Here is a 26,405-nt window from a genome sequence, read left to right as displayed (position 1 = left end):
TTTCATAAAGCAAGGATAGCGGCTTCAGTTTGCCGATGGTACACTAGCAGGCTGAATGTTAAGCCGTTATACCGACGTTTTTGAGGATGCTCATGTTACAAATCTACAATACCCTAAGCCGTAAAAAAGAAGTATTTAACGCGATTGAGCCTGGCAAAGTAGGTTTGTATGTTTGTGGTATCACCATTTACGATTATTGCCACGTGGGCCACGCCCGTACCTATGTCGCTTTTGATGTGATGAATCGCTATTTACGCTTTTCTGGTTATGATGTTACTTACGTGCGCAATATTACTGATGTCGACGATAAAATTATTAAGCGCGCGGCGGAAAATAACGAAAGCTGTGATGCCCTGACAGCCCGGTTTACGCAAGCCATGCATCGCGACTTTAACGCCTTGGGGTTATTGCCGGCTGATATTGAGCCTAAAGTAACGACCCATATGGCTGAGATAATCAGCCTGATTGAAACATTGGTAGCAAAGGGCTTTGCTTACGTTGCAAACGACGGTGACGTATTATTTGATGTCAGCAAATATGATGCCTACGGCGAGCTAAGCCAGCAAAACCTCGAAATGCTGCAATCCGGCGCGCGGGTAGAAGTAGCAGACAATAAAGACGACCCGCTGGATTTTGTGTTGTGGAAAAGCGCGAAGCCAGGTGAGCCGTTCTGGCAATCACCCTGGGGCGACGGCCGGCCTGGTTGGCATATTGAATGCTCGGCCATGAGCGCGAAGCATTTAGGCCAGCATTTTGATATTCATGGGGGCGGTTCTGACTTACAGTTTCCGCATCATGAAAACGAAATTGCCCAGTCTACCTGTGCGCATAATCACAAATATGTCAATACCTGGGTTCATACCGGTATGGTGCAGGTCGATAAAGAAAAAATGTCGAAATCTTTGGGCAATTTTTTCACTGTCAAAGACGTGCTGGCGCAATATAATGCCGAAGCGGTGCGCTACTTTTTATTATCCAGCCATTACCGCAGCCAATTAAACTATTCGGCGGAAAACCTGGAACAGGCGCATGCTGCATTAGGCCGCTTATATACTGCATTGCGCAATGTGACACCAAGCCATAGTATCGATTTAAAAAGCCCGTATATCGCCAGGTTTAAAGCTGCGATGGATGACGACTTTAACACCCCGGAAGCATTACCGGTGCTGTTTGAATTAGCCCGGGAAGTAAACCGCTTTAAAGAAGCTGAGCCAGCAAAAGCGTCTGAATTAGCCGCGTTGCTTAAACTATTAGCGGGTGCTTTAGGTATGCTGCAAGGCGAAGCAGAGACGTTCTTGCAGTCCGGTGCGTCGGATGACGATGTGGCAGAAATTGAAGCGCTAATTGCCAAACGTAATAGTGCCCGTACTAACAAAGACTGGGCAGCAGCAGACGCCGCCCGCGATGCGCTAACCGGTAAAGGCATTATTGTTGAAGATAAAAATGGCGTGACCAGCTGGCGCAAAGCGTAAAGCCTGCCAGTGAGCTACCACTAAAAAACCGCCAGCTGGCGGTTTTTTATTACTTAAACAGTTAGCTTAGTGCTTATCGTGATAAAGCTCGCAGGCTTCAAGCGTGTTTTCAATTAAGCTGGCCACTGTCATCGGGCCCACACCACCCGGCACTGGTGTGATGTAGCGGGCGTGTTTAACTGCTGTGCCGTACTCCACGTCGCCGACCAATTTGCCGCTGTCCAGTCGGTTTATACCAACATCAATAACCAGAGCTCCGGGTTTTACCCAGTCACCAGGGATAAACTCCGGCCTGCCGACGGCGACGACCAGTAAATCGGCACGGCGTACCTGAGCTTCCAGGTTTCTGGTGAATTTATGGCATACCGTAGTGGTGCATCCAGCAAGCAATAACTCCAGCGCCATTGGCCGACCAACAATATTCGAGGCGCCAACCACAACGGCATCCATACCTTTGACATTGACACCGGTGCTTTGCAGCAATGTCATAATGCCTTTAGGGGTGCAAGAGCGCAGCGCTGGCATGCGCTGAGCCAGGCGGCCGATATTGTACGGGTGAAAGCCATCGACATCTTTGTGAGGCACGATCCGCTCTAAGATAGCCGATGAGTCGAGGCCTGCAGGTAACGGGAGTTGCACCAGTATGCCATCTACCGTGCTGTCGCTATTTAGTTTATCAATTAAGTCTGTCAGTTGTTGCTCAGTGGTATCTGACGGCAAGTCGTAAGACACCGAATGGAAGCCCACTTCTTCACACGCTTTACGTTTGCTACCAACATATACCTGCGACGCCGGATCAACGCCTACCAAAACGACAGCTAACCCTGGTGCTCGTTTTCCTGCCTTAACTCGTGCTCTGACCTGAGCGGCTACTTTATCCTTTGTTGCCTGGGCTACTGCTTTACCATCAATAATTTGCGCTGTCATGTTGGGGCTTCTCTGTCACATTTTTAATCCGGCTATTTTCGCACAGCCGCTGTCATAACTCCATCCTGAGCATTTAATACCAATAAAGGTTCAAATAATCAGCAATCGGCTGATTATTGAAAAAAAAGGTTTGACGCTTCAGGTGGCGGGCGTTAATATTCCGCCCCGTTGCAGCAGTGCAGCGAAGTCGGTGATTGGCGCAGCTTGGTAGCGCACTTGGTTTGGGTCCAAGGGGTCGCAGGTTCAAATCCTGCATCACCGACCAATTTTAAAAAGGTCTGGTATACACGTGGTTTGGGTACTTTTAATCCACGGGTCGCAGGTTCAAATCCTGCATCACCAACCAATAAGTTTATAGCTTGGTAGGGCTTTTGATATTGCGCCCGTAGCTCAGCTGGATAGAGCAACGCCCTTCTAAGGCGTGGGTCATAGGTTCGAATCCTATCGGGCGCGCCATAACAAGCGCAAGAAAGTTTCAGTGGTGGTTGTAGCTCAGTTGGTAGAGCCCCGGATTGTGATTCCGGTTGTCGTGGGTTCGAACCCCATCATCCACCCCATCTTTTCCCTGAGTTTTTATTGTCGGTGATTGGCGCAGCTTGGTAGCGCACTTGGTTTGGGTCCAAGGGGTCGCAGGTTCAAATCCTGCATCACCGACCATTCTCCCTTAAGTTAAAATAGCGCGCCTGGTTTGGGTGTTTTTTGATCCCACGCGTCGCAGGTTCAAATCCTGCATCACCTGCTTTGACCTTCTACACCTAACCTAATTTTCTATCCTGCTAAATAAATCAGCTTTTTTGCACCCCCGATTCTTTCATTTCCTTATTTTATATCGTTTATACCAGGTATTCATCAAATCTATAATGGGGGCTTTTATGCATTCGTATTTGTCTTTGATCATAAGGCACAAATATTGGCTAAAACGGTAATTTAACTACAGTTTTACCGGTTAAAAAGCAATCAGTTGCTTGTCGAAAAGTGCCTGAATAAATGCTAAATTAATGAATATTAATGCTTATTTTCCGCTGTCATGCTTGGGTTGATGTTGCTAGCCGGTGGTGCCGGGTGGGTGTTTTTGCTATACTGCCGGCGGTCAAAATACCGGAGGAGTTATGATAAACCCAAGCTGGCGTAGGGTCGTACTAAAGGTGGGTAGTGCCCTGATAGCGCCAGACAACGAAGGATGTAGCGAACAATATTTACGTCCAATCGCTGAATTTATCCACCAGTGCAGAGAGCAAGGCCGGGAAGTTATCCTGGTGTCCTCTGGTAGTGTGGCGGCAGGCCGTCATCATTTTAATTTTTCGCATCAACGGGTGCCGATGGCTCTGAAAAGGGCGATGGCTGCTGTCGGTCAAAACCAGATGATGAACTTCTGGACCAACTGCTTTGATTTTCCTTGTGCTCAGGTATTGCTGACTCATGGCGACCTCAGTGACAGAGTGCGTCATGTCAATATTCAAAATACCTTACGCCGACTGCTGGATCATCAGGTCCTGCCTATTGTTAACGAAAACGATACCATTGCTACGGATGAGCTGAAAGTCGGTGATAACGATAATCTTGCTGCGATGGTTGCAACCGTTGTTCAGGCTGACGCGCTGATTATCTGTTCTGATGTTAAAGGACTGTATACCGCGGATCCGAGTAAAGACCCGTTGGCAACGCTTATTCCGGAAGTAAACAAAATTGATGCTGCTATTTATAGCCTGGCAGGTGGTGCTGCTTCTGCAGTAGGCACCGGCGGTATGCGTACTAAAGTGGAAGCTGCTGAAAAAGCCACCGCGCAGGGTGTCGATACCCTGATCGTTGATGGTCATCAGCTGGAAACCTTTGAGTGTCTTTTAGCGGGTGAGAATCCTGGCACAGTATTTTTTGGCCAGCACAAACCGTTACCGGCTAAAAAGCATTGGGTACGCCATACCCTGCGGGCTAAGGGTGAAATATGGGTTGATGACGGCTGTGTGGAGGCATTAAGCCAACATGGGGCATCATTACTTAGCAGTGGTATCGTTCAAATTAGAGGTGAATTTGATTCAGGTGATGCCGTGATTATTCGCTGTGCTAAAGGTACGCGTCGCATTGCCAAGGGTGTAAGCCGTTTTAGTGCTACGGAACTGTTTTCTATTAAAGGGCAACAAAGCCGGGATATTCCAAAATATCTGGGCTACTGTCCGGCAGGCAGTGATGCAGTAATTCACCGTAGTGAAATGATGTTATTGGAGAAATTATGATTTCTGATGTTGCAGCCACGTTGGCTGCTCAGGCAGCTAAAGCTGCCAAAGCTGTTGCTATCTTATCAACAGAGCAAAAAAACTTTGTACTACAAAGCGTTGCTAATCGTATACGTGAAGCTACCGGTGCGATTATTACCGCAAATAAAGATGAAGTTGCCCAGGCTGGCAGTAACGGAACCAGTGCGGCGATGATAGACCGCTTAACCTTAAACCCTGAACGTATTGAAGCGATGGCGCAGGCGATTGAACAGATTATTCAGTTGCCTGATCCAGTCGGGTCTACCCGGCAAATTGAGCAGCGGCCTAATGGGATAAATATTGCAAAGACACGCATTCCTCTTGGTGTTATTTGTATGATATACGAAGCCCGGCCAAATGTTACTGCTGATGCGGGGGCATTGTGTTTTAAATCAGGTAACGCGGTGATCTTACGCTGTGGTCGTGAAGCCATTAACACCAGCCTGGCTATTGCGTCTGCAATGCGTCAGGCGTTACGCGACCATGACTTGCCAGAAGAAGTGATTACCATCGTGCCGGATCCTGATCGGGATTTGTTACTCGCATTGCTTAAACAGGATCAGTTTATTGATTTGGTTATTCCTCGTGGTGGTGAAGGCTTAATTCGTTTTGTTACTGAGCAAAGCCGTATTCCGGTCATTCAGCACTTTAAAGGCGTTTGTCATCTGTATGTTGACCAAAGTGCTGATTTAAACATGGCACTTAACTTATTGATTAATGGTAAGGTGCAACGGCCCGGAGTATGTAATGCACTCGAAGGCTTACTGGTAAATAAGCATCAGGCGGCCGATTTTTTACCAATGGTTGCTAAAGCACTGGCCGAGCATCAGGTTAAAATACATGCCTGTAAACAAAGCGTCGGCTACTTTAGTGGTGCCTCGGCCATTGCTGACGATGAATTTGGTCAGGAGTACCTGGCGCCGGAAATCGCTATCAGAGTGGTGGATGACATGGACGCGGCCATTGAGCATATTGATCAGTTCGGCAGTCAGCATACAGAGGTAATCTGCACTGCAGATCAAGCCAATGCTGATCGATTTATTCGCACTGTTGATACGGCCGTGGTGATGCATAATACGTCTTCGCGTTTTTCTGACGGCGGTGAGTTGGGATTAGGTGCTGAAATAGGCATATCGACCAGCAAGCTGCATGCTTATGGTCCGATGGGCCTGGAAGCGCTGACCACTGAAAAATACGTCGTTACCGGTAGCGGTCAAATTCGCAATTAGTGTGGCAATGCTGTATCAATCGCTAAAACTGGCAGGAAACGCTAATAGATAATTAGTTAACGTATTGAACAGACTTAACTTTAATAGGTTAAGTCTGTTTTTTATTTTTTGTCAAGATTAACAGCGAAAACAAGCAGGGCTAAAGGCTCGACTATGAGGATTTAGCCCGCTATAATGCCGCGTCCAATTTTATAACAGGTCAGGTTCAGCTTAAGTTTTTCGAGTCCCGGCCATACAAGCACGGCGTATTTCAGACGCCTGATTTTGATTTCGAGGTAGCAAGATGCAAGTTTCTGTGGAAACCACCCAGGGTTTAGAGCGCCGTTTAACGATTACTGTACCGGCTGATAAGATTGATTCAGAAGTAAAAAACCGCTTGCGTGATCTGGCAAAACGCCAGCGTATTGATGGCTTTCGCCCGGGTAAAGCACCGGTGTCAATTATCCAGAAACGTTTCGGTCAGGCTGTATTGCAGGAAGTTGCATCAGAACAAATGCAACGTTCATTTTACGAAGCCGTCATCGAAAACAAATTAACCCCAGCCGGAGCACCAACTTTTGCTCCAGGTACCTTAGCAGCGGGTAAAGATTTAGAATTCGCAGCAACATTTGAAGTTTATCCGGATGTTACAGTAGCAAATCTGGAAAAAATTGAAGTTAATAAGCCAAAGGTTGAAATTGGTGAAGATGATCTGGCAAAAATGCTGGAAACGCTGCGCAAGCAACATGCGAAATGGCAGGAGAAAAAAGGTGCCGCGGCTACTGGCGACCGGGTAACAATGGATTTTGTCGGCTCTATTGACGGTGAAGAGTTTGAAGGCGGCAAGGCAAGCGACTTCCAGTTAGAGCTGGGCCAGGGCCGGATGATTCCAGGCTTTGAAGATGGCGTTGTTGGTAAAAAAGCGGGTGAGCAGGCCACGGTTGAAGTGACATTCCCTGAAGATTACCATGCAGAAAACCTCAAAGGTAAAGCGGCCAGCTTTGCTGTTACCGTTAATACCGTAGAAGAGCAGGTTTTACCGGAGTTAAACGATGAGTTTGCCACCTTATTTGGCTTAGCAGAAGCCAGTGTCGACGCGTTGAAAACTGAAGTGCGTAAAAACATGGAACGCGAGCTTAAGCAAACGATTAAAGGCAAAGTAAAAGAGCAGGTGATTAAAGGCTTACTTACCAATAACGAAGTGGAAGTACCCCAGTCGTTAATTGGTGGCGAAGTTGAAGTGCTGCGTAAGCAAGCATTACAACGTTTTGGCAATAACGTTGATCCTAAACAATTACCTGAATTACCTGCATCATTGTTCGAAGAGCAGGCTAAAGATCGGGTTAAAGTAGGTTTACTGTTAGGTGAAGTTATCAAAACTAATGACCTGAAAGTAGACAATGCCAAAGTTGAAGAATTAATTGCTAACGTCGCGTCTGCTTATGAAGATCCGGCTGAGGTTGTTCAGTATTACCATAGCAATAACGAATTAATGCAGAGCATGCGTAATGTGGCACTGGAAGAGCAGGCAATAGAATTAATTCTTACTAAAGCTAAGGTCAATGAGCAAGCTGCTGCTTTTGACGAGATAATGAACCCGCAAGCCACCAACTAAGATTGACTTATCGTGGTATGACGGTTTTAATGGCTCGAACAGCAGTTCGGGCCATTTTGTTTTCCGGCCAAACAATTCCGAGTTTTCATTAAGGGACCCTATTTTATGCCAATGTCACGTGAGATGACTGACATCGTTAACGCTTTAGTACCGATGGTGGTTGAGCAAACCGCGAAAGGTGAACGTTCTTATGATATTTTTTCCCGGTTGTTAAAAGAACGGGTTATATTTTTGACTGGTCAGGTTGAAGACCATATGGCTAACCTGATTGTGGCACAGCTTTTGTTTCTTGAATCGGAAAACCCGGAAAAAGATATCTACATTTATATCAATTCGCCAGGTGGTTCTGTGACCGCGGGTTTATCAATTTACGATACAATGCGCTATATTAAACCAGATATCGCTACAGTGTGCGTTGGTCAGGCTGCCAGTATGGGCGCTTTTTTATTGTCAGGCGGTACCAAAGGTAAGCGCTATTGTCTGCCCAATGCCCGGGTGATGATTCATCAACCATTGGGTGGTTTTCAGGGCCAGGCGACCGATTTTGAGATTCATGCCCGCGAAATTCTGGGTATTAAGGAAAAATTAAATCGTCTGATGGCCGACCATACAGGCAAAACGTACGAAGAAATTGTTAATGATACAGAACGCGATCGCTTCTTAAGCGCACAGCAAGCCTTGGATTATGGCCTGATTGACACCATATTAAGTAAAAGAGACGCGAAATAATTGAAGCCGGGTGGCCAGTGTTGAGGCCGCCAGCGACGTAAAAAGAGGTAGTTACATGTCTGATCACCGCAATGACGGCGATAAAAGCGGCAAATTATTATATTGCTCGTTTTGTGGCAAATCACAGCATGAAGTGCGTAAGTTGATCGCAGGCCCGCAAGTGTATATTTGTGATGAATGCGTTGATTTATGCAACGACATTATCCGTGAAGAAATTAAAGATATTTCGCCTAAACGCGAGTCTGATACGTTACCCACACCACGCGAGATTCGCTCACATCTGGATGACTACGTCATCGGTCAGGAGCATGCCAAAAAAGTATTGGCCGTGGCAGTATACAATCACTATAAACGTCTGCGCAGTGCTCAGCATAAACAGGAAGTTGAACTTAGCAAAAGTAATATACTGCTAATTGGCCCAACCGGAAGTGGTAAAACATTGCTGGCTGAGACACTGGCAAGATTGTTGGATGTGCCGTTTACCATGGCGGATGCTACAACGTTAACTGAAGCCGGTTATGTAGGCGAAGACGTTGAAAATATTATCCAGAAGCTGCTGCAAAAATGTGATTACGACGTTGAAAAGGCACAGCGCGGTATAGTCTATATTGATGAGATTGATAAAATTTCTCGTAAATCAGACAACCCTTCGATAACCCGCGATGTATCCGGTGAAGGTGTACAACAGGCGCTTTTAAAGCTGATTGAGGGCACCATCGCCTCAGTACCGCCACAAGGTGGCCGTAAACACCCTCAGCAGGAATTTTTACAGGTTGACACCTCTAAGATCTTGTTTATCTGTGGTGGCGCTTTCGCAGGGCTGGATAAAGTCATTGAGCAGCGCAGTGCCAAAGGCGCCGGGATCGGTTTTGGTGCCACGGTCAAGAGTAAGGAAAGCACTCGTAGTTTAAGTGAATCGTTCCGTGATGTAGAACCTGAAGATTTAGTTAAATATGGTTTAATTCCAGAATTTATTGGCAGGTTACCGGTGGTGGCTACCTTAACTGAACTGGATTTAGATGCACTGGTACAAATCCTTAGTCAACCAAAAAATGCGTTGGTTAAGCAGTTCGCTGCGTTATTTAAAATGGAAGATGTTGAACTGGAGTTTCGTGACGATGCCTTAAAAGCAATTGGTCAAAAAGCAATGGAGCGCAAAACAGGCGCCCGTGGTTTGCGCTCAATTGTAGAAGGTGTGCTGCTTGATACTATGTATGAACTGCCGTCGATGGAAGATGTCAGTAAAGTGGTCATTGATGAAACGGTGATCCGTGGCGAAACTCAGCCGATACTGATTTATGAAAACAGTGAGCCGGAAGTCGCACAGTCAAAATAACGCTATCAAACTAACAAAAAGGAGCTGAATCAGCTCCTTTTTCGTATACACAATTGAAGTTTGCCAAATTAACCCCATATACTGGCTATCAGGTGTCGCCCGCAGTATTAATTCGAGAGATAAACAATGACAGTAGAACAAACTGAACGTTTGCATATGCCGGTATTGGCGTTGCGTGACGTCGTCGTTTACCCCCACATGGTGATCCCCCTGTTTGTTGGTCGGGCTAAGTCTATTAAGTGTTTAGATGCGGCAATGGACAATGACAAGCAGATTTTTCTGGTCGCGCAAAAAGACGCTACCCTGGATGACCCCAGTGCTGATGATTTGTATCAGATAGGTACGGTTGCCACTATTCTGCAATTGCTTAAGTTACCAGATGGTACTGTCAAAGTACTGGTCGAAGGTGCCAAGCGTGCCAGACTGACCGAGTTTACCGAAACAGAAGACGCTTTTGCTGCGCACGTTGAGCTTATTCCTTCCATTGATATTGATAGCAGCGAGCAGGAAGTGTTTCTGCGCTCTGCCATTAACCAGTTTGAGGGTTACATCAAGCTTAATAAAAAAATCCCGCCAGAAGTGCTTACTGCCTTAAGCGGTATTGACGATGCGGCACGCCTTGCCGATACCATGGCTGCCCATATGCCACTTAAGGTCGATGATAAGCAGAAGGTACTGGAGCTGGTTGATGTAACCGAGCGTCTTGAATATCTGATGGCCATGATGGAAAGCGAAATTGATATTTTGCAGGTTGAACGGCGTATTCGTAGCCGGGTCAAAAAGCAAATGGAGAAGAGCCAGCGCGAATACTACCTTAATGAGCAGATGAAGGCGATTCAGCGAGAGCTTGGCGATCTGGAAGACGCACCAGACGAGTTTGAAGCGCTGGCAGCAAAGATTGAAAAAGCGAAAATGCCGGTGGAAGTGGCAAATAAAGCCAGGGCTGAGCTGCAGAAGCTGAAGATGATGTCGCCGATGTCAGCTGAGGCCACAGTCGTGCGCAGCTATATTGATTGGCTATCCACCGTTCCTTGGAAAGCCCGCAGCAAGGTGAAAAAGAATCTGGCGGCCGCAGAGCAGGTTCTGGATGCTGATCATTACGGGTTAGAAAAGGTCAAAGAACGCATTATTGAATATTTGGCAGTGCAACAGCGGGTAAATAAGTTAAAAGGCCCGATTTTGTGTCTGGTCGGCCCTCCTGGCGTAGGTAAAACCTCTTTGGGGCAATCAGTAGCAAAGGCAACCGGCCGCAAATATGTGCGGATGGCCTTGGGTGGTGTGCGTGATGAGGCCGAGATCCGCGGGCACCGACGCACGTATATCGGCTCTATGCCTGGCAAAATTATTCAGAAAATGGCAAAAGTGGGCGTTCGTAACCCGCTTTTCTTACTGGACGAAATCGATAAAATGGCGTCTGATTTCAGGGGAGATCCTGCGGCAGCGTTGTTAGAAGTGCTTGATCCTGAACAGAATGCCACCTTTAGTGACCATTACCTTGAAGTGGATTACGATTTATCGGATGTGATGTTTTTTGCGACATCAAACAGCCTGAATATTCCGGCAGCATTGCTAGACAGAATGGAAGTTATTCGTTTGTCGGGCTATACCGAAGATGAAAAGCTGAATATCGCCAAACAGCATCTAATTTCCAAGCAAATCAGTAGAAACGGTTTAAAGCCGCACGAACTTACTATCGAAGACAGCGCAATTATCGGTGTGATTCGTTATTACACCAGAGAAGCCGGCGTGCGGAGTTTGGAGCGCGAGATTTCTAAATTGTGTCGCAAAGCGGTTAAGCAAATATTGTTGGATTCAGATACCAAACAAGTTGTGATTAACGCCGATAACCTGGAAGAGTTTCTGGGGGTGCAGCGGCATGATTATGGTAAAGCTGAAGACAGTAACCGGATAGGGCAGGTGACAGGCCTGGCCTGGACCGAAGTGGGTGGTGACTTACTTACTATAGAAGCTGCATCTGTGGTTGGTAAAGGCAAGCTTACCTATACCGGTTCACTGGGAGACGTAATGAAAGAGTCTATCCAGGCCGCAATGACCGTCGTTCGCAGTCGCGCTGAAGTATTGCGGATAAACGAAGACTTTTACGAGAAACGTGATATTCATGTTCATGTGCCGGAAGGGGCAACACCCAAAGACGGACCCAGTGCAGGTATCGCCATGGTTACGGCCTTGGTTTCAAGCCTAACTGGTAATCCGGTGCGGGCAGATGTGGCAATGACCGGCGAAATTACCCTGCGTGGTGAAGTGTTACCTATAGGCGGTTTGAAAGAGAAGTTGCTGGCAGCGCATCGTGGCGGCATTAAACGGGTTCTGATCCCTCATGACAATATCCGTGATTTAAAAGAAATACCGGATAACGTTAAAGGGGATATTGAGATCAAGCCGGTGAAGTGGATAGAAGATGTGCTTCAATATGCATTGCAGGAGCCTACAGACCGCATTAACGTGGTAAATACGGCAAAAAATCCAGCAAATAGCAAAAAAACCACAAAAAATCCTGCTTAGGGGCTTTTCATTCCTGTTGGCTGTGCTAAGTTATGGTCAGTTTCGACCCAGCCCTTATAAAATAAGGGCTGCGGTTAAAGCAAAAAAATATTAGTTTGAAAGCGTCTTCTGCTTGCAAGACATCAAGATGCTTGTTATAACGAAGCGCAGTCTAGAAAAGCTAATAACTACTAGTTGTAGAAAATAATAACAATTGAAGGGGATGATATTGTGAACAAGTCTCAACTTATCGACAAAATTGCTGCTAATGCAGATATCTCAAAAGCGGCAGCTGGTCGTGCACTGGACGCGTTCATTGACGCTGTTACTGATGCTCTTAAAGAAGGCGACTCTGTAGCTTTAGTTGGTTTTGGTACTTACAGCGTACGTGAGCGTGCTGCCCGTACAGGCCGTAACCCGCAAACCGGCGCTACTATTCAAATCGCTTCTGCGAAAATTCCTTCTTTCAAGCCAGGTAAAGCGTTAAAAGACGCCGTAAACTAACTGGTTGCTTGCCCCGGCGCGCCGGGGCAGCCTGTAAAGCCCGGATGAGTTATCGGGCTTCATTAAAAAAGGCGCATCTGTTAAGATGCGCTTTTTTTTTAAGACAACTTAGCGTAAGTTGAATATAGAGATGTCCCGAAGATGTTAGAGAGAATCAGAGAAGGCTCCCAGGGGGTTATTGCCAAAACCATTTTGGGTTTGGTCATTCTTACTTTTGCCCTGGCGGGCGTTGGCAGTTACTTAAGCTCGCCAACCGAAGTTGCGGTGGCAGTAGTAAATGGCGAAGAAATTAATCAGACTCAGTTTGAACAAGCACTACAACGTGACCGTGCCCGTATGCAGCAGCAATTTGGTGAAATGTACGAGACCATTGCTGCCGATCCGGCTTATAACAGCCGGTTTCGCGGTGAAGTGCTGGAGCGACTGATTGATGAAACGTTGCAACAGCAATTTGTGCGCAAACTGGGCATTCGGGTTGGTGATGATCAGGTGCGAGATACTATCCGAAACCTGGGTGAGTTTCAGGTAGACGGTACCTTTAACAATGACCGTTATATCGCCCTGTTGCGGCAGATGGGCTATCAAAGCGCTGATTTCCGTGAAATGGTGCGGGAAGATATGGCGGCCAGTCAATTCCGTGCTGGTGTATTTGCCAGTGAGTTCTATTTACCCTCTGAAATCCAGCAAATTCGTCAGCTTGAACAACAAAGCCGGGACATCAGCTATTTCGTGGTAAAAGCGGCAAACTTTGCAGAACAGGTAACAATCAGTGAGCAAATGATAGAAGACTACTATCAAATGCAACTGCAGCGCTTTGAAACCGAGCCCAAAGTGGCTGCCGAGTATGTGGAGTTATCTGCAGCAGCTATTGCCGAAGATATTGAGATAACTGAACAGCAGGTCCAGACTTACTATGACGCCAACCAGGCACGTTTCAGCACTGATGAACAGCGTGAGGTTGCTCATATCATGTTGGAATCTGAAGGTGCTGACGATGCCGTTGCTGCTGAAGCAGCTGCGTTGTTAAGCCAGTTACGCCAGGGCGCAGATTTCGCCGAGTTAGCCAAAACACGTTCTGCGGATACCTTCTCAGCAGAGAATGGCGGCGTACTGGGCACTGTGGAACCCGGACAAATGGATCCTGACTTCGAGCAGGCTGCTTTTGCCCTGACTGAGGCCGGCCAGTTAAGTGAGGTCGTACAAAGCGAATACGGTTATCACATTATTAAACTGGTTAGTTATACCCCGGGACAGCAGCAGCCATTAGCTGAAGTTCAGGAAAGCATTGTAGAGCGGTTAAAACAGGAGCAGGCGACAGAGCAATTCTATCAGCTGCAAACCCGAATGGCTGAAGTGGCGTTTGAAGTACCTGACAATCTGGATGAGACTGCAGCCGTGCTGGGTGAGCGTGTACGTTCAACGCCATTGTTCAGCAAAGAGCAGGCCACTGAGCCTCTGACCCATCCAGCCGTGATCAACAAGCTTTTTGATCAGCAATTTATTAGTGATGGTTTGAATAGTGATCCTATAGAAATTGGGAATCAGCATTTGTTGGTCGTCAGGGTAAAGGAATTCCAGCCAGCCCGAACCTTACCGCTGGCAGAAGTTTCAGACCAAATTACTCAGGCTCTGAAAGTTGAGCAACAAGCTCGTTTGGCTCAGGAGCAAGTTGCAGCACTATTGGCTGAACAGGCCGATATCAGCAGTATGGCAGAGCAGGCTGGTGTAACGTTGCGAACCGCGGCGGCAACCCCACGCTTCGGTGGCAGCTTAGATCCGCAGATTCGCAGTCAGGCGTTTAAAATGGCGCGGCCGGTTGCGGGTAAGCCTAGCATTGACTCGGTAACACTAGCCAGCGGTGATGTTGCAATCGTTGCGGTGTCTGGCGTGCAGGACGTAGAAGTTACGACCGTCCCCTCAGAGGAAGAACTCGAGAGCATGGCGCAGCGACAGGCTGAGCAGGGTTATCTTGCGTTGGTTGCCGCATTAAAAGCTAATGCCGAAATCAGTCGTAATTTACGAGCAGCTACCCCGGAACAAAACTAAGTGGATTAGTAGCGCTTAGCTAAAAAAACCGTGCTTTAAGCACGGTTTTTTATTTTTGGCTGACAATTACTGCCAGGCTAATCTGCATCAGACCCCAGAGCTGTTAATAAGCTTTCTAGTGTATTCATGGGCCGGAGCAGCAAACACCGCTGCGGTAGTACCGTAATCAACGGCGTGTCCTTGATGGAGCACCAGAATGCTGTCGCTGATATGGCGTACTAATCGAAGTTGGTTACTGATAAGCAAATAAGCCAAGCCTGATTTTTGCTGTAACTCCAGTAGCAAGTTAACAATTTGTGCTCGTAACGTCGGGTCTAACGCGGTCAGCGCTTCGTCAAGGATCAGCAGCTTAGGGTCTAAGATCAGTGCTCTGGCTAACGCCACACGCTGCAACTGACCGCCCGAAAACATATGAGGGTAGTATTCAGCGTGTTCGTCCAGTAAACCCAGTAATTTTAAGGTTTGCCCAATTTTAACCCGGCGTTGTTGTTGATCAAGTACTGTACTGAAACATAATACGTCTTCGAGCATCTGACCTATTTTTTGTGATGGATTTAACGAACGTCCCGCGTCCTGAAAAATAAATCGGATGACATGGTTGTACTTCTTATAGTGACTGATTTGGACCGGTTTACCCGCCAGCAGAATGTGACCACTATCAGGTTTTTCAATACCGACCAATAGTTTAGCAAGCGTGCTCTTGCCTGATCCGGTTTCACCTACAACCGCCAGCGTTTTTCCCTCTGCCAGGGTAAAACTGATGTTCTCCAACGCAGTAATATGTTGACGGCCAAACCAGCCGCGCTGTTTACTGTACATTTTGCCCAGTGCCTGAACTTCCAGTAAATCACTCATTAACTACCCTTCGTCGTTAATGGAAAATGGCAGCTAAAATAATGATTTTGCTGGCGCTCCAATGCCGGAGTTTTCACGCACTCTTTGCGGGCATTGGGACAGCGTGGTCCCAGGCGGCAGCCGATTGGTACGTGTTGTAACGTTGGTATACTACCCGGTAGCGCATAAAGCGGCGTTTTGGCGGCTAAATCTGGTTGAAACTCTGGCACACTTTTAATCAGAGCATCGGTGTAAGGATGCAAGGGGGCGTGCAGTAGCTGACGGGTTTCACCGGCTTCAACCAACTGGCCACAATATAAAACACTGAGCTTTTGGGTATAGCGGGCCACGCTTTCCAGTTCATGGCTTATCAATAGCACTGACATCCCTTTTAGCTGATTAAAACTCGCCAGTAACCTGAAAAGCTGGGCTTGCGTGGTGCTTTCCAATGCCGTAGTCGGCTCATCAGCAATCAGTAATTTGGGATTTTTAGCGATAGCCATCGCGATCATGACTTTTTGACATATCCCTTCTGACAATTGATAGGGGTAACTTTGCAATACCCGTTGATGTTCACGCACACCAACTTTATGCAGCAGGCCTATCGCTTTTTTGCGTCTGAGGGCTCTGCGGCGCCACCAGGGGCCATTAAGCAGATGATCAGGAATCGCTTCTTCCAGTTGTTCTCCGATAACGGCGGTAGGATCAAGGCTGCGGCTTGGTTCCTGATAAATCATGGCGATATCCCGGCCAATAATTTGCCGTCTTTGTTCTGAGCTAAGCCGTAGTAGATCTTTACCCAACCAATGAAAGCGGTCTGCTGTAACCTGCCAGCGGCGGTTCAGAACGCCAACAATGGCTTTAGCTATCAGACTTTTACCCGAACCTGATTCTCCAACCAAGCCTCGGGTTTCACCTTCACGCAGACTCAAACTTACTCTATCAACCGCCCGCACCAAACCATCGGCGGTTTCCAGCTCAATGGTCAGGTTCTTTATATCGAGCAATAACATTTAGCTTTGCCGCCTTTTTAAAATTGCGGTTTTTAAACCATCACCAACCAGATTAACAGATAACACTGCAGTGAAAATAAGTAAACCGGGAATAGCCACACTGCTTGGTGCCAGATAGATCAGATCAAGTGAATCACTGATCATCGCACCCCATTCCGACAATGGCGCTTGCGCGCCGAAACCGAGAAAGCCCAGGGCGGCAATATCTAAAATGGCAGTAGAAAGGGCCATAGTGGCCATTATCGTTAGTTTTTCCCAAATATTGGGTAAGATTAATCTGCTTAAAACATGCCAGTCGTTTGCACCGTCTAAGCGGTACGCTATTACATAATCCTGTTTTAGCTCTTCATCAATCGCATTGCGGATGCCGTGCACAAATTGGGGCAGTAATGCCAGCATAATAGCCCAGGTAGTATTGATCAGCCCCGGGCCAATAATAGCGACGATAATTATCGCTAACAGCAAGGACGGAATCGTCAGTGCTAAATCGAGAATATGATTGAACACGCTGGATTTAACACCCTTACTCATGCCCGCCAGTGCACCAAGCAACAAGCCCATCAGCAAGGCGCCGGCTACCGTTATAAGGGCAAAACCAAAGGTATAGCTGGTACCTTTTATCATTCGGGACAGCAGATCCCGACCAAGATCATCGGTACCAAATGGATACTGTACCAGGCCAGCCGCATTCCAGGATGGGGGCAATAACAGCAGTTCATCAACCTGTAAGTAGGGATCATGCGGTGTAACTAAAGGCGCCAGCAAACTGATAACAAAGAATCCGATAAATAAGAATAAGCCGGCCATCGCCGAGTGTTGTCGCCTGAATTCCCGCCAGAGCTGTTTTAGCGGTGAACGATTGTTTTCTTCGAGGTATAACCGGAATTTACTCAAATCAACCTCGCCTGGCTAACGGGTTAAAAAATGCATGTAAGATTTCAGTCAGCATATTTATGGCGATTACCATCGTGGAGATCACTAGCAATCCCGCCTGGATTGCCGGATAGTTGCGCTGATAAATACTGTCGATTAGCCAGCGGCCAATTCCAGGCCAGGAGAAGATTACCTCGGTTAGCATGGCCAGGGTGATCAGGGTACTGAACTGTAAACCAATCTGACGGATAACAGGGAGTAGCGCGTTACGCAGTCCATGCCGGTACAAGACTTGTCCCCGGTTTAACCCCTTGGCCCTCGCTGTTTTAATATAGTTTTGTTCCCATACGTTTAACATGGCATCGCGAACAAAGCGAACCATTACTGTTGTTGGAAACGTTGCCAGTACCACGGTTGGCAGAAGTAAATGCTGGAGTGCATTGTGCAGCGCTTCCTGGCGGTAGCTGATGTCTGCTTGCAAAATGTCGTACAGCATAAAGCCACTGTGGTGTGGAATTTCATACAACACGCCGATGCGGCCGGCTGAAGGGAGTACGCCCAGTGCCAGCGAAAAAAACATGATCAGTAACAATCCCCACCAGAATATCGGCAGGGAATAGCCAATCATTGCCAGAGCAGAAATAGATTTGCCAATGATGCTGTCGGGTTTAAACGCGGCCACGATTCCCAGCGGTATGCCAATAATAAATGACAATAACAACGCATAGGCTGCCAGCTCCAGGGTGGCGGGTAACAGCAACTTTACTTCTTGGAGCAGCGGTTGCTGACTGGCAAAAGACAGCCCCCAATCACCGTGGACAATTCTGTTTAAAAACGCCAGGTACTGCTGCAGGTAATTTTTATCAAGTTGATAATAAGCAACAAGTTGCTGACGCTGGCTTTCGTCAATCTGACGCAGACCGCTAAGGTTCTGTACGATGTCACCGGGAAACAAATAGCCGAGACTAAACGCCAGCAGGCTCAGTGCCAAAAACACAAACATCATCAGAAACAGACGTCGGAATAAATAGCGGGTCATGGCTCAACCCTTTTAGCATGTTGCAGGGCTATACCACCATAGGGGTTAATACTGACTCCGGTTACCGAACTACTGATTGCCTGAAAGCGCTGTGAATGGGCAATGGCAACGAGAGGCTGTTTTTGATGCAGATATTGTTGTGCTGCTAAATATAGTGCCCGTCGCTGCTGTTGGTTTGCTGTTAACAGGGCTTGACTGATAATGTCATCAAACGCGGGATCACACCAATTTGCCCGGTTGCTGCCGCTATCTCTGGCCGCGCAGCTCAGCAGCGGGCGGAAAAAATTATCAGGATCCGGGTTGTCGGCAGCCCAGCCAATAAGTACCGAATCATGCTCAAAGTTGCCCAGCTTCTGACGGAAACTATTCCATTCATAAGATACGATATTAGCTTTGACACCAATCTGGGCTAAATCGGCTTGCATCAGTTCTGCCATTTTTAACGCATTGGGATTATACAAGCGTTGCACCGGCATGGCCCAGATATCCATGGTAAAGCCATTGGGATAGCCCGCCTCGGCCAACAACGCCCGCGCTTTGGCCGGAGAATATAGTGGCGCAGGTAAACCATCATTGTAAGCCCATGACGTGGGTGGCAAAATGCCATATGCAGGCGTTGCCTGGCCGTAATACACTGCTTGCAAAATGGCCGCTCTGTTAATGGCCATTGCTAACGCCTGGCGAACAGCTAATTGATCAAAAGGCGGTTTTTGCGTGTTAAATGCCCAGAAACCCACGTTCATACTGGTACTTTCCTGCACCGTAACATCAGGCCTGGCCGCGATCAGCTCTAACTCTGCGACCCTTGGATAAGACACGATATCGCACTCGTGAGTAAAGAGTTTGGCCATGCGCCTGGCATTATTAGGCACAATGTCAAATACCAATTGCTCGGGTTGGGTATCACCGCGCCAATAGTCGTTGTTGCGATACATTCTGACCAGGATATCCTTCTGATATTCGCGAAAACGAAATGGCCCGGTACCAATTGGTAAACGATCCATCTGGCCGGGTTCACCTGCAGCAAGAAGTTTCTGACCATACTCAGCAGAAAGGATGGCCGCAAAATCGGTTGTCAGATTAGATAAAAAAGAACTGTCAGGGCGTTGTAATTCAAACACAACAGTATGTTGATCAGTTGCTTGTACCTGTTTTACTAACCCGGCCCAGTCAACACTTTGAAAATAAGGATAAACCCCGCCGCCCTGAAAATGAAACGGATGCTCAGTACTGGTAATCCGATTAAACGTAAATACCACATCTTCAGCATTGAAGTTACGGCCTGGAGAAAAGTAGCGGGTAGTATGGAATTCTACGTCCTGACGCAGGGTGAATTGGTAACGGGTTCCATCTGCACTAACTTGCCAGTCAGTAGCCAGACCGGGAATAATGTTACCATTGGCCGGATTTATATCGACCAGCCTGTCGTATAACTGCTGGCTGATAATATCAATAGTGGTGCCGGAAGTGACCCGTTGTGGGTTAAAGCTCTCTGGTGAGCCTTCAGAACAATAAACCAGGCCACTGCGGGCTGTTTCAGGCAGGTATGGCTTGCAGCTCGCAAGCAGCAGCAAGATGCTGAGCATAGCGCTGCTAAAAACCAGAGCACGAGTACCATTGTCAGGTAGCTTCATCCCTGCTGACTTTCCAGCAATTGATACTTTTTCATATAACCACGCAACTGATGATAGGTAAGATTTAATAAATCTGCCGTTTTTTTCTGATTGTACTGACTGGCGCTGAGCGCCTCTTTAATCAGTTTTACTTCAAAATCCTGTGCCAGGGTTTTAAAATCTACGCCGTTGCTAAAATCAATACTGGGATTAGCAGGGCTACTTGTGTTGCCCGTCTCCTTATTATCGGCAGTATCAGGCGGGGTTACCAGCGGTTCTGTGGGTTTTTGTGGACCATTTGCCCGGGTTTTAATGCGTTGGGTTGGCCGGTAAGCCGATTCAAAAGGATTCAGCTGGATATGGTGCACCGGTACGTAGGGATTATTAGTGCGATAAACGCTGCGTTCGACCACGTTTTTCAATTCCCGGACATTGCCCGGCCAATGATAGTCAAGCAGAGTGTTTTTGGCTTTTTCACTAAAGCCACTAAACAGCTCAAAGCCGAGCTCTCTGGCCATATTCATCGCAAAATGCTCTGCCAGTAATAATATATCTTCACGGCGCTCGCGCATTGGTGGCAAGGTAATAACATCAAAGGCCAGCCGGTCAAGCAAGTCAGCCCTGAATTCTCCATTGTCGGCCATCGAAGGTAAATCTTCGTTGGTAGCGCATACCAGTCTTACATCAACCCGCACTGGCCGGCTACCGCCAACGCGCTCAAATTCACCATACTCGATTACCCGTAATAACTTTTCCTGCACCAGCGCCGGCGTATTGGCCAGTTCATCTAAAAATAATGTTCCGCCGTTGGCTCGCTCAAATCGGCCTTCATGCCTTTTGCCTGCGCCGGTAAATGCGCCTGCCTCATGCCCAAATAACTCGCTCTCCAGCAGGTTTTCATTTAATGCTGCACAGTTAAGGGTCAGATACTGCTGATCCCAGCGCTGTGATAAAAAGTGTAATCGGGCAGCGATCAGCTCTTTACCAGTGCCCCTTTCGCCAATTATCAGCACTGGCTTATCGAGTGGCGCCAACTGTGACACCTGATCCAGTACATTTAAAAAACTGTTGGCCTGACCAATCAGGTTATCTTGTTGATATTTTTTATTCATTGACAGCTACAAAGTAGTTAATTTCGCTAATAAATAGTGTATTTCATAAAGGGCAGGAGCTAAAGCTTTTGTTTTAAATAAATAAAGTTATTAAATATTAGTATGTTATGGTAATTTGCAAAGTTGGCAAGAAACCTGAATAAGCATTAGCGTACTAACATCAACATACAGAGGTAACTAAGATGGGTATTTTTTCACGCTTTTCAGATATTGTGAACTCAAACATCAACTCGCTGCTGGATAAAGCCGAAGATCCGGAAAAGATGGTCCGGTTAATTATTCAGGAAATGGAAGATACGTTGGTTGAAGTGCGTTCGTCTTCTGCCAAAACCATTGCTGAGAAAAAAGATTTACAACGGGTGGTCAGCAGGCTGCAAGGTGAAGCAGATGACTGGCAGGCCAAAACCGAACTGGCATTGAGCAAAGATCGCGATGACCTGGCCCGGGCTGCATTAATTGAGAAGCAAAAAGCTGCCGAGCAGGCAGATGCTTTACTTCACGATATTTCAGTGTTGGATGAACATATCAGTAAGTTGCAGGATGAAGTGTCGCAACTGCAGGAAAAACTGGCTGATGCCAAAGCTCGGCAGAAATCGATGCTGATGCGCCGTACCACGGTTGAAAATCGGCTGGAAGTGAAAAAATCACTTGATAGCAACCGAATCAACGATGCCATGTACAAGTTTGAGCGCTATGAGCAAAAAATTGATTCGCTGGAAGCACAGGTAGAGTCGTATGATCTAGGTAAGAAAACCTTGAAAGACGAATTTGCACAGCTGGCAGCGCAAGATAAAATTGATAATGAGTTGGCTGAACTGAAAGCCAAAGTAACCAAGAAAAACAGCAAAGGAGACGCCTGATATCAGGCGTTGCAGGAGCAGCTAAATGGATATTCATGAGTTAATTTTTGTGCCCCTGATTTTATTTATGATCTTTGTGGCACCACTGTGGGTCATTATGCATTATCGCAGCAAAGGTAAAATGCAACAGGGTTTAACTGATGTTGAACTACAACAGTTAAACAACCTGGCGGCCCGGGCAGAGAAAATGGCTGAGCGCATCCATACCCTCGAAGCGATTTTAGATGCGGAAAGCCCGAAATGGAGAAACCAGCATGACTAAGCGAAAAAGAGAGTTATTGCGCGACGATAGCAACGGCAAACTGGCAGGCGTGTGCGCCGGGATTGCCGACTATTTTGGCTGGGAGTTGTGGTTGGTACGCATTATTACCGTATCTGCCTTTTTTCTCGGGGCCGGTGGTTTTGTTGTTGTACTGTATATTGCCGCCTGGGTCGTTCTGGAAAAAAAGTCAGTGGTCGCTGCGAAGCGGCCGCTGGGCAGCAGGGCAGACGCTGACGAGCCCGGTGTTGAGGTAAAAACACGAGTATGGCAGCGCGGCGAGCCGCCAAAGCAGGCCTTGCAACATCTGGCAAATCGCTATAATAGTCTGGAGCTGCGGCTGCAGGATATGGAGCGTCACGTAACATCAAGCCGCTTTCAATTAAATCGGGAATTTAATAACTTATAAACGGAATACTATGACCTGGCTTGATAAGCTGCAACATCAAAGTCGTCAGTTACGTCATCGCGCCCTTGACCGGCATGTCCGGCTGGGCGTGACAGGGTTAAGTGGCGCAGGTAAAACAGCCTTTATTACCTCACTGGTACATCAATTGACGCAGGGCGACAGTCCACAAAACCTGCCTTTTTTTACTGTCGTGCAACAAGGTCGTTATCTGGGAGGCCGGTTGGCCGCCGAACAGGCATTAACTATTCCTCGTTTTCCCTTTGAACATAATATGAGTTATTTACAACAAGCCACCCCACAATGGCCACCCTCAACCACGGGTTGGAGCCAGCTTAGTCTGGCATTACGGTATAAAGCGGGTCAGGGGCTTCGTGCGCATGTGCAATCATACAGCGAGCTGGAACTGGACATCGTTGATTACCCCGGAGAGTGGCTGCTGGATTTGCCCTTGTTACAGCTTAATTATCAGCAGTGGTGTGAGTTCAGCTGGCAATTATTTGCAAAACCGCATCGTCAGGCACTGGCGGCAGATTTCAAAGCACTGACGGCCGCAACAGACCTGAGTGACGCCAGTGAACAACAGTTGCACCGTTTAACTGACGCTTACAAAGAATTATTGCAGCAGTTCAGTAGCACCGCCGGTACCTATTTAAATCAGCCTGGACGGTTGTTAGTGCCCGGTGAACTCGCTGGTGCGCCAATGTTACAGCTAATTCCGCTGCTACCAGAACAACTTAATGACAACAGCGCGTTATTAAAAAAACTGACAGATCATTATCAAAGCTATCGCGACTATGTAGTCAAACCATTTTATAAACAGCATTTCTCTCAACTCGACCGCCAGGTCGTGTTGGTCGACTGTTTAAGTGCACTAAATGCCGGAGCCGCGGCAACCGCGGAACTCAGTCAGGCCCTGCAATTAATTATGCAGAGTTTTCACTACGGACCGTCCAGTCTGCTGCGGCGCTTGTTTAAGCCGCAAATCAGCAAAGTGTTGTTTGCGGCAAGTAAGGCAGACCATGTCACCCCGGAGCAACATCAAGCGCTGACGTTGCTGTTACAAAATTTATTAAGACAGCCGTTAAAGCAATCAACCTACCAACTGGCAAAAACAGAAGCAATGGCGATAGCCGCTCTTAGTGCCAGTAAATCGGGGTATGTTGAACAACAGGGCCAGCGTCAACCATGTTTGACAGGAACCGACAGCAGCAGTGGTAAAAAAATCAGTTTATTTCCTGGTGACGTACCGTCCGAGGTGCCGGATGATCTGGTATTTTCCCGTCATAAGTTTAGTTTTCCATCATTAATGCCATTGCCCTTGGCCGCGAACGCCAACCTGCCCCATATCCGGATGGATCATGCGTTACAGTTTTTATTGGGAGATAAGTTACGATGATACCGCTAAAACCCGCTCAGTTGTTTACTATGCCGGACGACAGCGATGAGCCCGTGAAACCACAACTGAAGACCCGGGCCGAGTTTGCGACTGCGGACTGGCAGACGGATCCTGAAATACCCGCTGCAGTGGTGCCGGACAAGCCTGCGGTCTTCACCCGATTGGTTTGGCTGGCCGTGGCCAGCCTGTTGGTATTGGCTTGTTGGCAGTGGGTCGATGCGTTAACGGTTAGCTGGCAGCAAAATGTGGTGAAGGGGCTGATTTTTAGCGTGTTAAGTGCTGCAGTGCTTGGCGTGCTTAGCTGGTTGTTATGGCGAGAGTGGCGACTATGGCGCCGGCTGCAGCAAAACAGCAACTGGCAACGCAGCGCAAAGCGTATTGCGCAGAGTGTGCAGTACGGTGAAGCCGACGCACTTTGCAGGGCCATTATTGGCCACTTGCCTGATACTCCTGCCAGACAGATTACAGCGCAGCAATGGCAAACTGCTGCACAGCCGCAACATAGTGATCTGGAAAAACTGCAATTGTTAGATAAACTGGTACTTGAACCGCTTGATGCACAAGCAAAAACCATAATCTGGCGGGCCGGAACTGATACCAGTCTGGCCGTAGCGGTAATTCCCTTTGCGTTAGCTGATATGTTAATGGTGATCTGGCGCAGCAGCACAATGATACGCCAGCTGGCATCATTATATGGCGCACCGGTTGGCCAACTGCGAAGTCTGGTCATGTTAAAACGCGCTTTGGCGGCTATTTTATGGGCCGGTGGCAGTGAGCTGGCGCTGGATATGGCGTCTGATGTCATGAGCAGTGAACTGACGGCAAAATTATCGGCCAGGGCCGGTCAGGGGGTGATCGCGGGTTTACTGGTAGCCCGGCTTGGCAACATGGCGATGCAACAATTAAGGCCGTTACCGCTGGCCGAAAAGCAACGGATTAACGTTGCCAGACTAAGCCAAAGCCTGATCAAACGGTTGCGGGGGCACAACCCTGCCAGCGAAAGTTGACAGTTAATCTTTAATTATATGGTTGCTGCCAGACTGCAAGATGTCTGGCATGCTTCCAAAAATTTAAATTTCTGCTAAATCTGTGCAGGACTTCCATTACCTGACGCAGTTATCCAATGCATACTAAAAATGTTCATCCGCATACCCTGTGTATCCACGCAGGCAAAGAAAAAAATCAGCATGGTACTTTAGCAACGCCACTTTACCAGACGTCAACTTTTGTGTTTGAAAATGCCGAGCAGGGGGCTGCCCGGTTTGCCGGCGAGCAGGAAGGTTACATCTATACCCGGCTGGGTAATCCTACTACCCGTGAACTGGAGCAAAAGATTGCGGCGCTGGAAGGCATGGACGATGCCGCCGCAACGGCCACTGGTATGGGTGCAGTGGCAGCCAGCACCATGGCCTTTTTACAACATGGCGATCATCTGATCGCCAGCAAAGCCATTTATGGCTGCAGCTTTGCTTTATTTAATCATATGTTTGCCCGCTATGGCATTGAAGTCAGTTTTGTTGATATGACTGATCATGCTGCGGTAGCTGCGGCACTTAAACCCAATACCAAAATGTTATTTGCTGAAACACCCATCAATCCCAATCTGGTGGTGCTTGATTTGGCGTTTCTGGGGCAGTTTTGCCAGCAGCATCAGCTGATTTCGGTTGTGGACAATACGTTTTTGACCCCGCTACTACAGCAACCTGCCAAATATGGCATTGATATTATTATCCACAGCGCTACCAAGTACCTCAATGGTCATGGCGATGTGGTGGCTGGCATTATCGTGGCCAATAGCGAAAAAATTGCTACCATTAAAATGACAACGTTAAAGGATATGGGGGCGACGATTAGTCCGCACGATGCCTGGTTGATTATACGTGGTTTAAAAACGCTGGCGATAAGGATGGAGCGTCATTGTCAGAATGCCCAGCAGGTTGCTGAGTTTCTTGAGCGCCATCCAGCGGTAAAAGAAGTGTTCTACCCCGGCTTGCCCAGTCACCCAGGTTACCGTTTTCTGGGGGAGCAAATGCAGGGCGCCGGCGGTGTACTGGCTTTTGAACTTAATGCCAGCCTGGAGCACAGTCGTTATTTTATCAATCAGTGCCGGTTGCTAAGCCTGGCAGTGAGCTTAGGTGATGCCGAATCACTGATCCAACACCCTGCCTCCATGACTCATAGCCCTTACACGCCTGAAGAGCGGAAAATGGCCGGGATCAGTGATGGGCTGATCCGGGTATCGGTGGGGTTGGAGCATGTCGCGGATATTATCGCCGATTTAGAGCAGGCCCTTGCAAAAATGCAGCAGCAGAGCTGAAACCCTGCTTTGCTGCACTCTGGCCAGTCGTTGTATTGTTAACTTTACAACAGTGGCGCCAGCTTTACAGGGCTTTTGGCGAGCGCATG

At 47.7% G+C, this 26,405-nt stretch carries 22 protein-coding genes and 4 tRNA genes; 19 read left to right on the top strand and 7 right to left on the bottom strand.

Annotated elements, in window-relative coordinates:
- Positions 1-92: 92 nt before the first annotated feature.
- Positions 93-1,472, top strand: coding sequence for a cysteine--tRNA ligase (cysS, locus tag B2Q61_RS16735; RefSeq protein ID WP_290617839.1), 1,380 nt, complete (start codon positions 93-95; stop codon positions 1,470-1,472).
- 66 nt (positions 1,473-1,538) lie between these two features.
- On the opposite strand, the gene folD is transcribed toward cysS, so the two are convergent.
- Positions 1,539-2,399: a bifunctional methylenetetrahydrofolate dehydrogenase/methenyltetrahydrofolate cyclohydrolase FolD gene (gene folD, locus B2Q61_RS16730; RefSeq protein WP_290617837.1), complete on the bottom strand. Its 861-nt coding sequence runs from the start codon at positions 2,397-2,399 to the stop codon at positions 1,539-1,541.
- A gap of 188 nt (positions 2,400-2,587) precedes the next feature.
- Between folD and B2Q61_RS16725 the strand changes: the two genes are divergently transcribed.
- The 12 genes from B2Q61_RS16725 to B2Q61_RS16670 all read left to right on the top strand — a co-directional run bounded on the left by B2Q61_RS16725 (position 2,588) and on the right by B2Q61_RS16670 (position 14,591).
- Positions 2,588-2,664 (top strand) — tRNA-Pro (locus B2Q61_RS16725).
- 114 nt (positions 2,665-2,778) lie between these two features.
- Positions 2,779-2,855, top strand: a tRNA-Arg gene (locus tag B2Q61_RS16720).
- Positions 2,856-2,880: 25 nt separating this feature from the next.
- Positions 2,881-2,956: transfer RNA gene (locus B2Q61_RS16715), tRNA-His, on the top strand.
- 23 nt (positions 2,957-2,979) lie between these two features.
- Positions 2,980-3,056: transfer RNA gene (locus tag B2Q61_RS16710), tRNA-Pro, on the top strand.
- Positions 3,057-3,508: 452 nt separating this feature from the next.
- Positions 3,509-4,630: a glutamate 5-kinase gene (proB, locus tag B2Q61_RS16705; RefSeq protein WP_290617835.1), complete on the top strand. Its 1,122-nt coding sequence runs from the start codon at positions 3,509-3,511 to the stop codon at positions 4,628-4,630.
- On the top strand, positions 4,627-5,880 hold the full coding sequence (locus tag B2Q61_RS16700; protein WP_278368803.1) for a glutamate-5-semialdehyde dehydrogenase: 1,254 nt from the start codon (positions 4,627-4,629) through the stop codon (positions 5,878-5,880). Before proB ends, B2Q61_RS16700 begins: the two co-directional genes overlap by 4 nt.
- A gap of 283 nt (positions 5,881-6,163) precedes the next feature.
- Positions 6,164-7,474 (top strand): trigger factor, encoded by a 1,311-nt coding sequence (gene tig, locus B2Q61_RS16695; RefSeq protein WP_290617831.1) that lies wholly within the window; start codon positions 6,164-6,166, stop codon positions 7,472-7,474.
- 123 nt (positions 7,475-7,597) lie between these two features.
- Positions 7,598-8,203 (top strand): ATP-dependent Clp endopeptidase proteolytic subunit ClpP, encoded by a 606-nt coding sequence (gene clpP, locus B2Q61_RS16690; RefSeq protein ID WP_290611385.1) that lies wholly within the window; start codon positions 7,598-7,600, stop codon positions 8,201-8,203.
- A gap of 55 nt (positions 8,204-8,258) precedes the next feature.
- Entirely contained in the window at positions 8,259-9,539 is a 1,281-nt protein-coding gene (gene clpX, locus B2Q61_RS16685) for an ATP-dependent protease ATP-binding subunit ClpX (RefSeq protein WP_290617829.1), read from the top strand.
- Between the two features lie 126 nt (positions 9,540-9,665).
- Entirely contained in the window at positions 9,666-12,062 is a 2,397-nt protein-coding gene (gene lon / locus B2Q61_RS16680; protein WP_290617827.1) for an endopeptidase La, read from the top strand.
- 192 nt (positions 12,063-12,254) lie between these two features.
- A complete protein-coding gene (hupB, locus tag B2Q61_RS16675; RefSeq protein ID WP_420834571.1) occupies positions 12,255-12,545 on the top strand; it encodes a nucleoid-associated protein HU-beta in 291 nt (96 codons plus the stop codon).
- Between the two features lie 141 nt (positions 12,546-12,686).
- Positions 12,687-14,591: a SurA N-terminal domain-containing protein gene (locus B2Q61_RS16670; RefSeq protein ID WP_290617825.1), complete on the top strand. Its 1,905-nt coding sequence runs from the start codon at positions 12,687-12,689 to the stop codon at positions 14,589-14,591.
- Between the two features lie 87 nt (positions 14,592-14,678).
- Here B2Q61_RS16670 and B2Q61_RS16665 read toward each other — a convergent pair whose 3' ends face one another.
- From B2Q61_RS16665 to pspF, 6 genes are read right to left on the bottom strand one after another with little or no spacing between them, the layout of a single operon-like run.
- Entirely contained in the window at positions 14,679-15,446 is a 768-nt protein-coding gene (locus B2Q61_RS16665; protein WP_290617823.1) for an ATP-binding cassette domain-containing protein, read from the bottom strand.
- Positions 15,446-16,438, bottom strand: a complete 993-nt coding sequence (locus B2Q61_RS16660) for an oligopeptide/dipeptide ABC transporter ATP-binding protein (protein ID WP_290617821.1) — start codon at positions 16,436-16,438, stop codon at positions 15,446-15,448. The genes B2Q61_RS16665 and B2Q61_RS16660 overlap by 1 nt, the downstream gene beginning before the upstream one ends.
- The gene (locus B2Q61_RS16655) at positions 16,439-17,332 is read right to left on the bottom strand and encodes an ABC transporter permease subunit (protein WP_290617819.1); all 894 of its coding nucleotides are present in this window, start codon (positions 17,330-17,332) and stop codon (positions 16,439-16,441) included.
- A gap of 1 nt (position 17,333) precedes the next feature.
- Positions 17,334-18,350 carry an ABC transporter permease gene (locus B2Q61_RS16650; RefSeq protein WP_290617817.1) on the bottom strand — a complete coding sequence of 339 codons (1,017 nt, stop codon included), beginning with the start codon at positions 18,348-18,350 and terminating at the stop codon, positions 17,334-17,336.
- Entirely contained in the window at positions 18,347-19,984 is a 1,638-nt protein-coding gene (locus tag B2Q61_RS16645) for an ABC transporter substrate-binding protein (protein WP_290617815.1), read from the bottom strand. The genes B2Q61_RS16650 and B2Q61_RS16645 overlap by 4 nt, the downstream gene beginning before the upstream one ends.
- Entirely contained in the window at positions 19,981-21,075 is a 1,095-nt protein-coding gene (gene pspF, locus B2Q61_RS16640; RefSeq protein WP_290617813.1) for a phage shock protein operon transcriptional activator, read from the bottom strand. The genes B2Q61_RS16645 and pspF overlap by 4 nt, the downstream gene beginning before the upstream one ends.
- Before the next feature lie 182 nt (positions 21,076-21,257).
- On the opposite strand from pspF, the gene pspA reads away from it, so the two are divergent.
- From pspA to B2Q61_RS16610, 6 genes are all read left to right on the top strand, one after another.
- Complete coding sequence (gene pspA, locus B2Q61_RS16635) at positions 21,258-21,935, top strand: phage shock protein PspA (protein ID WP_290617811.1); 678 nt, start codon at positions 21,258-21,260, stop codon at positions 21,933-21,935.
- A gap of 25 nt (positions 21,936-21,960) precedes the next feature.
- Positions 21,961-22,197 carry an envelope stress response membrane protein PspB gene (gene pspB, locus B2Q61_RS16630; RefSeq protein WP_290611136.1) on the top strand — a complete coding sequence of 79 codons (237 nt, stop codon included), beginning with the start codon at positions 21,961-21,963 and terminating at the stop codon, positions 22,195-22,197.
- Positions 22,190-22,603: an envelope stress response membrane protein PspC gene (gene pspC, locus B2Q61_RS16625; RefSeq protein ID WP_290617809.1), complete on the top strand. Its 414-nt coding sequence runs from the start codon at positions 22,190-22,192 to the stop codon at positions 22,601-22,603. The genes pspB and pspC overlap by 8 nt, the downstream gene beginning before the upstream one ends.
- Positions 22,604-22,613: 10 nt before the next feature.
- Positions 22,614-23,999 (top strand): YcjX family protein, encoded by a 1,386-nt coding sequence (locus tag B2Q61_RS16620; protein WP_290617807.1) that lies wholly within the window; start codon positions 22,614-22,616, stop codon positions 23,997-23,999.
- Positions 23,996-25,006 carry a TIGR01620 family protein gene (locus B2Q61_RS16615; protein ID WP_290617805.1) on the top strand — a complete coding sequence of 337 codons (1,011 nt, stop codon included), beginning with the start codon at positions 23,996-23,998 and terminating at the stop codon, positions 25,004-25,006. Before B2Q61_RS16620 ends, B2Q61_RS16615 begins: the two co-directional genes overlap by 4 nt.
- Positions 25,007-25,122: 116 nt before the next feature.
- Entirely contained in the window at positions 25,123-26,316 is a 1,194-nt protein-coding gene (locus tag B2Q61_RS16610; RefSeq protein WP_290617803.1) for a trans-sulfuration enzyme family protein, read from the top strand.
- Positions 26,317-26,405: the final 89 nt, after the last annotated feature.

Source organism: Arsukibacterium sp. UBA5043, assembly GCA_002415085.1.
Taxonomy (GTDB): domain Bacteria; phylum Pseudomonadota; class Gammaproteobacteria; order Enterobacterales; family Alteromonadaceae; genus Alishewanella.
Note: the sequence above shows the minus strand (reverse complement) of the source record. Positions and strands in the feature narration are given on the sequence as shown.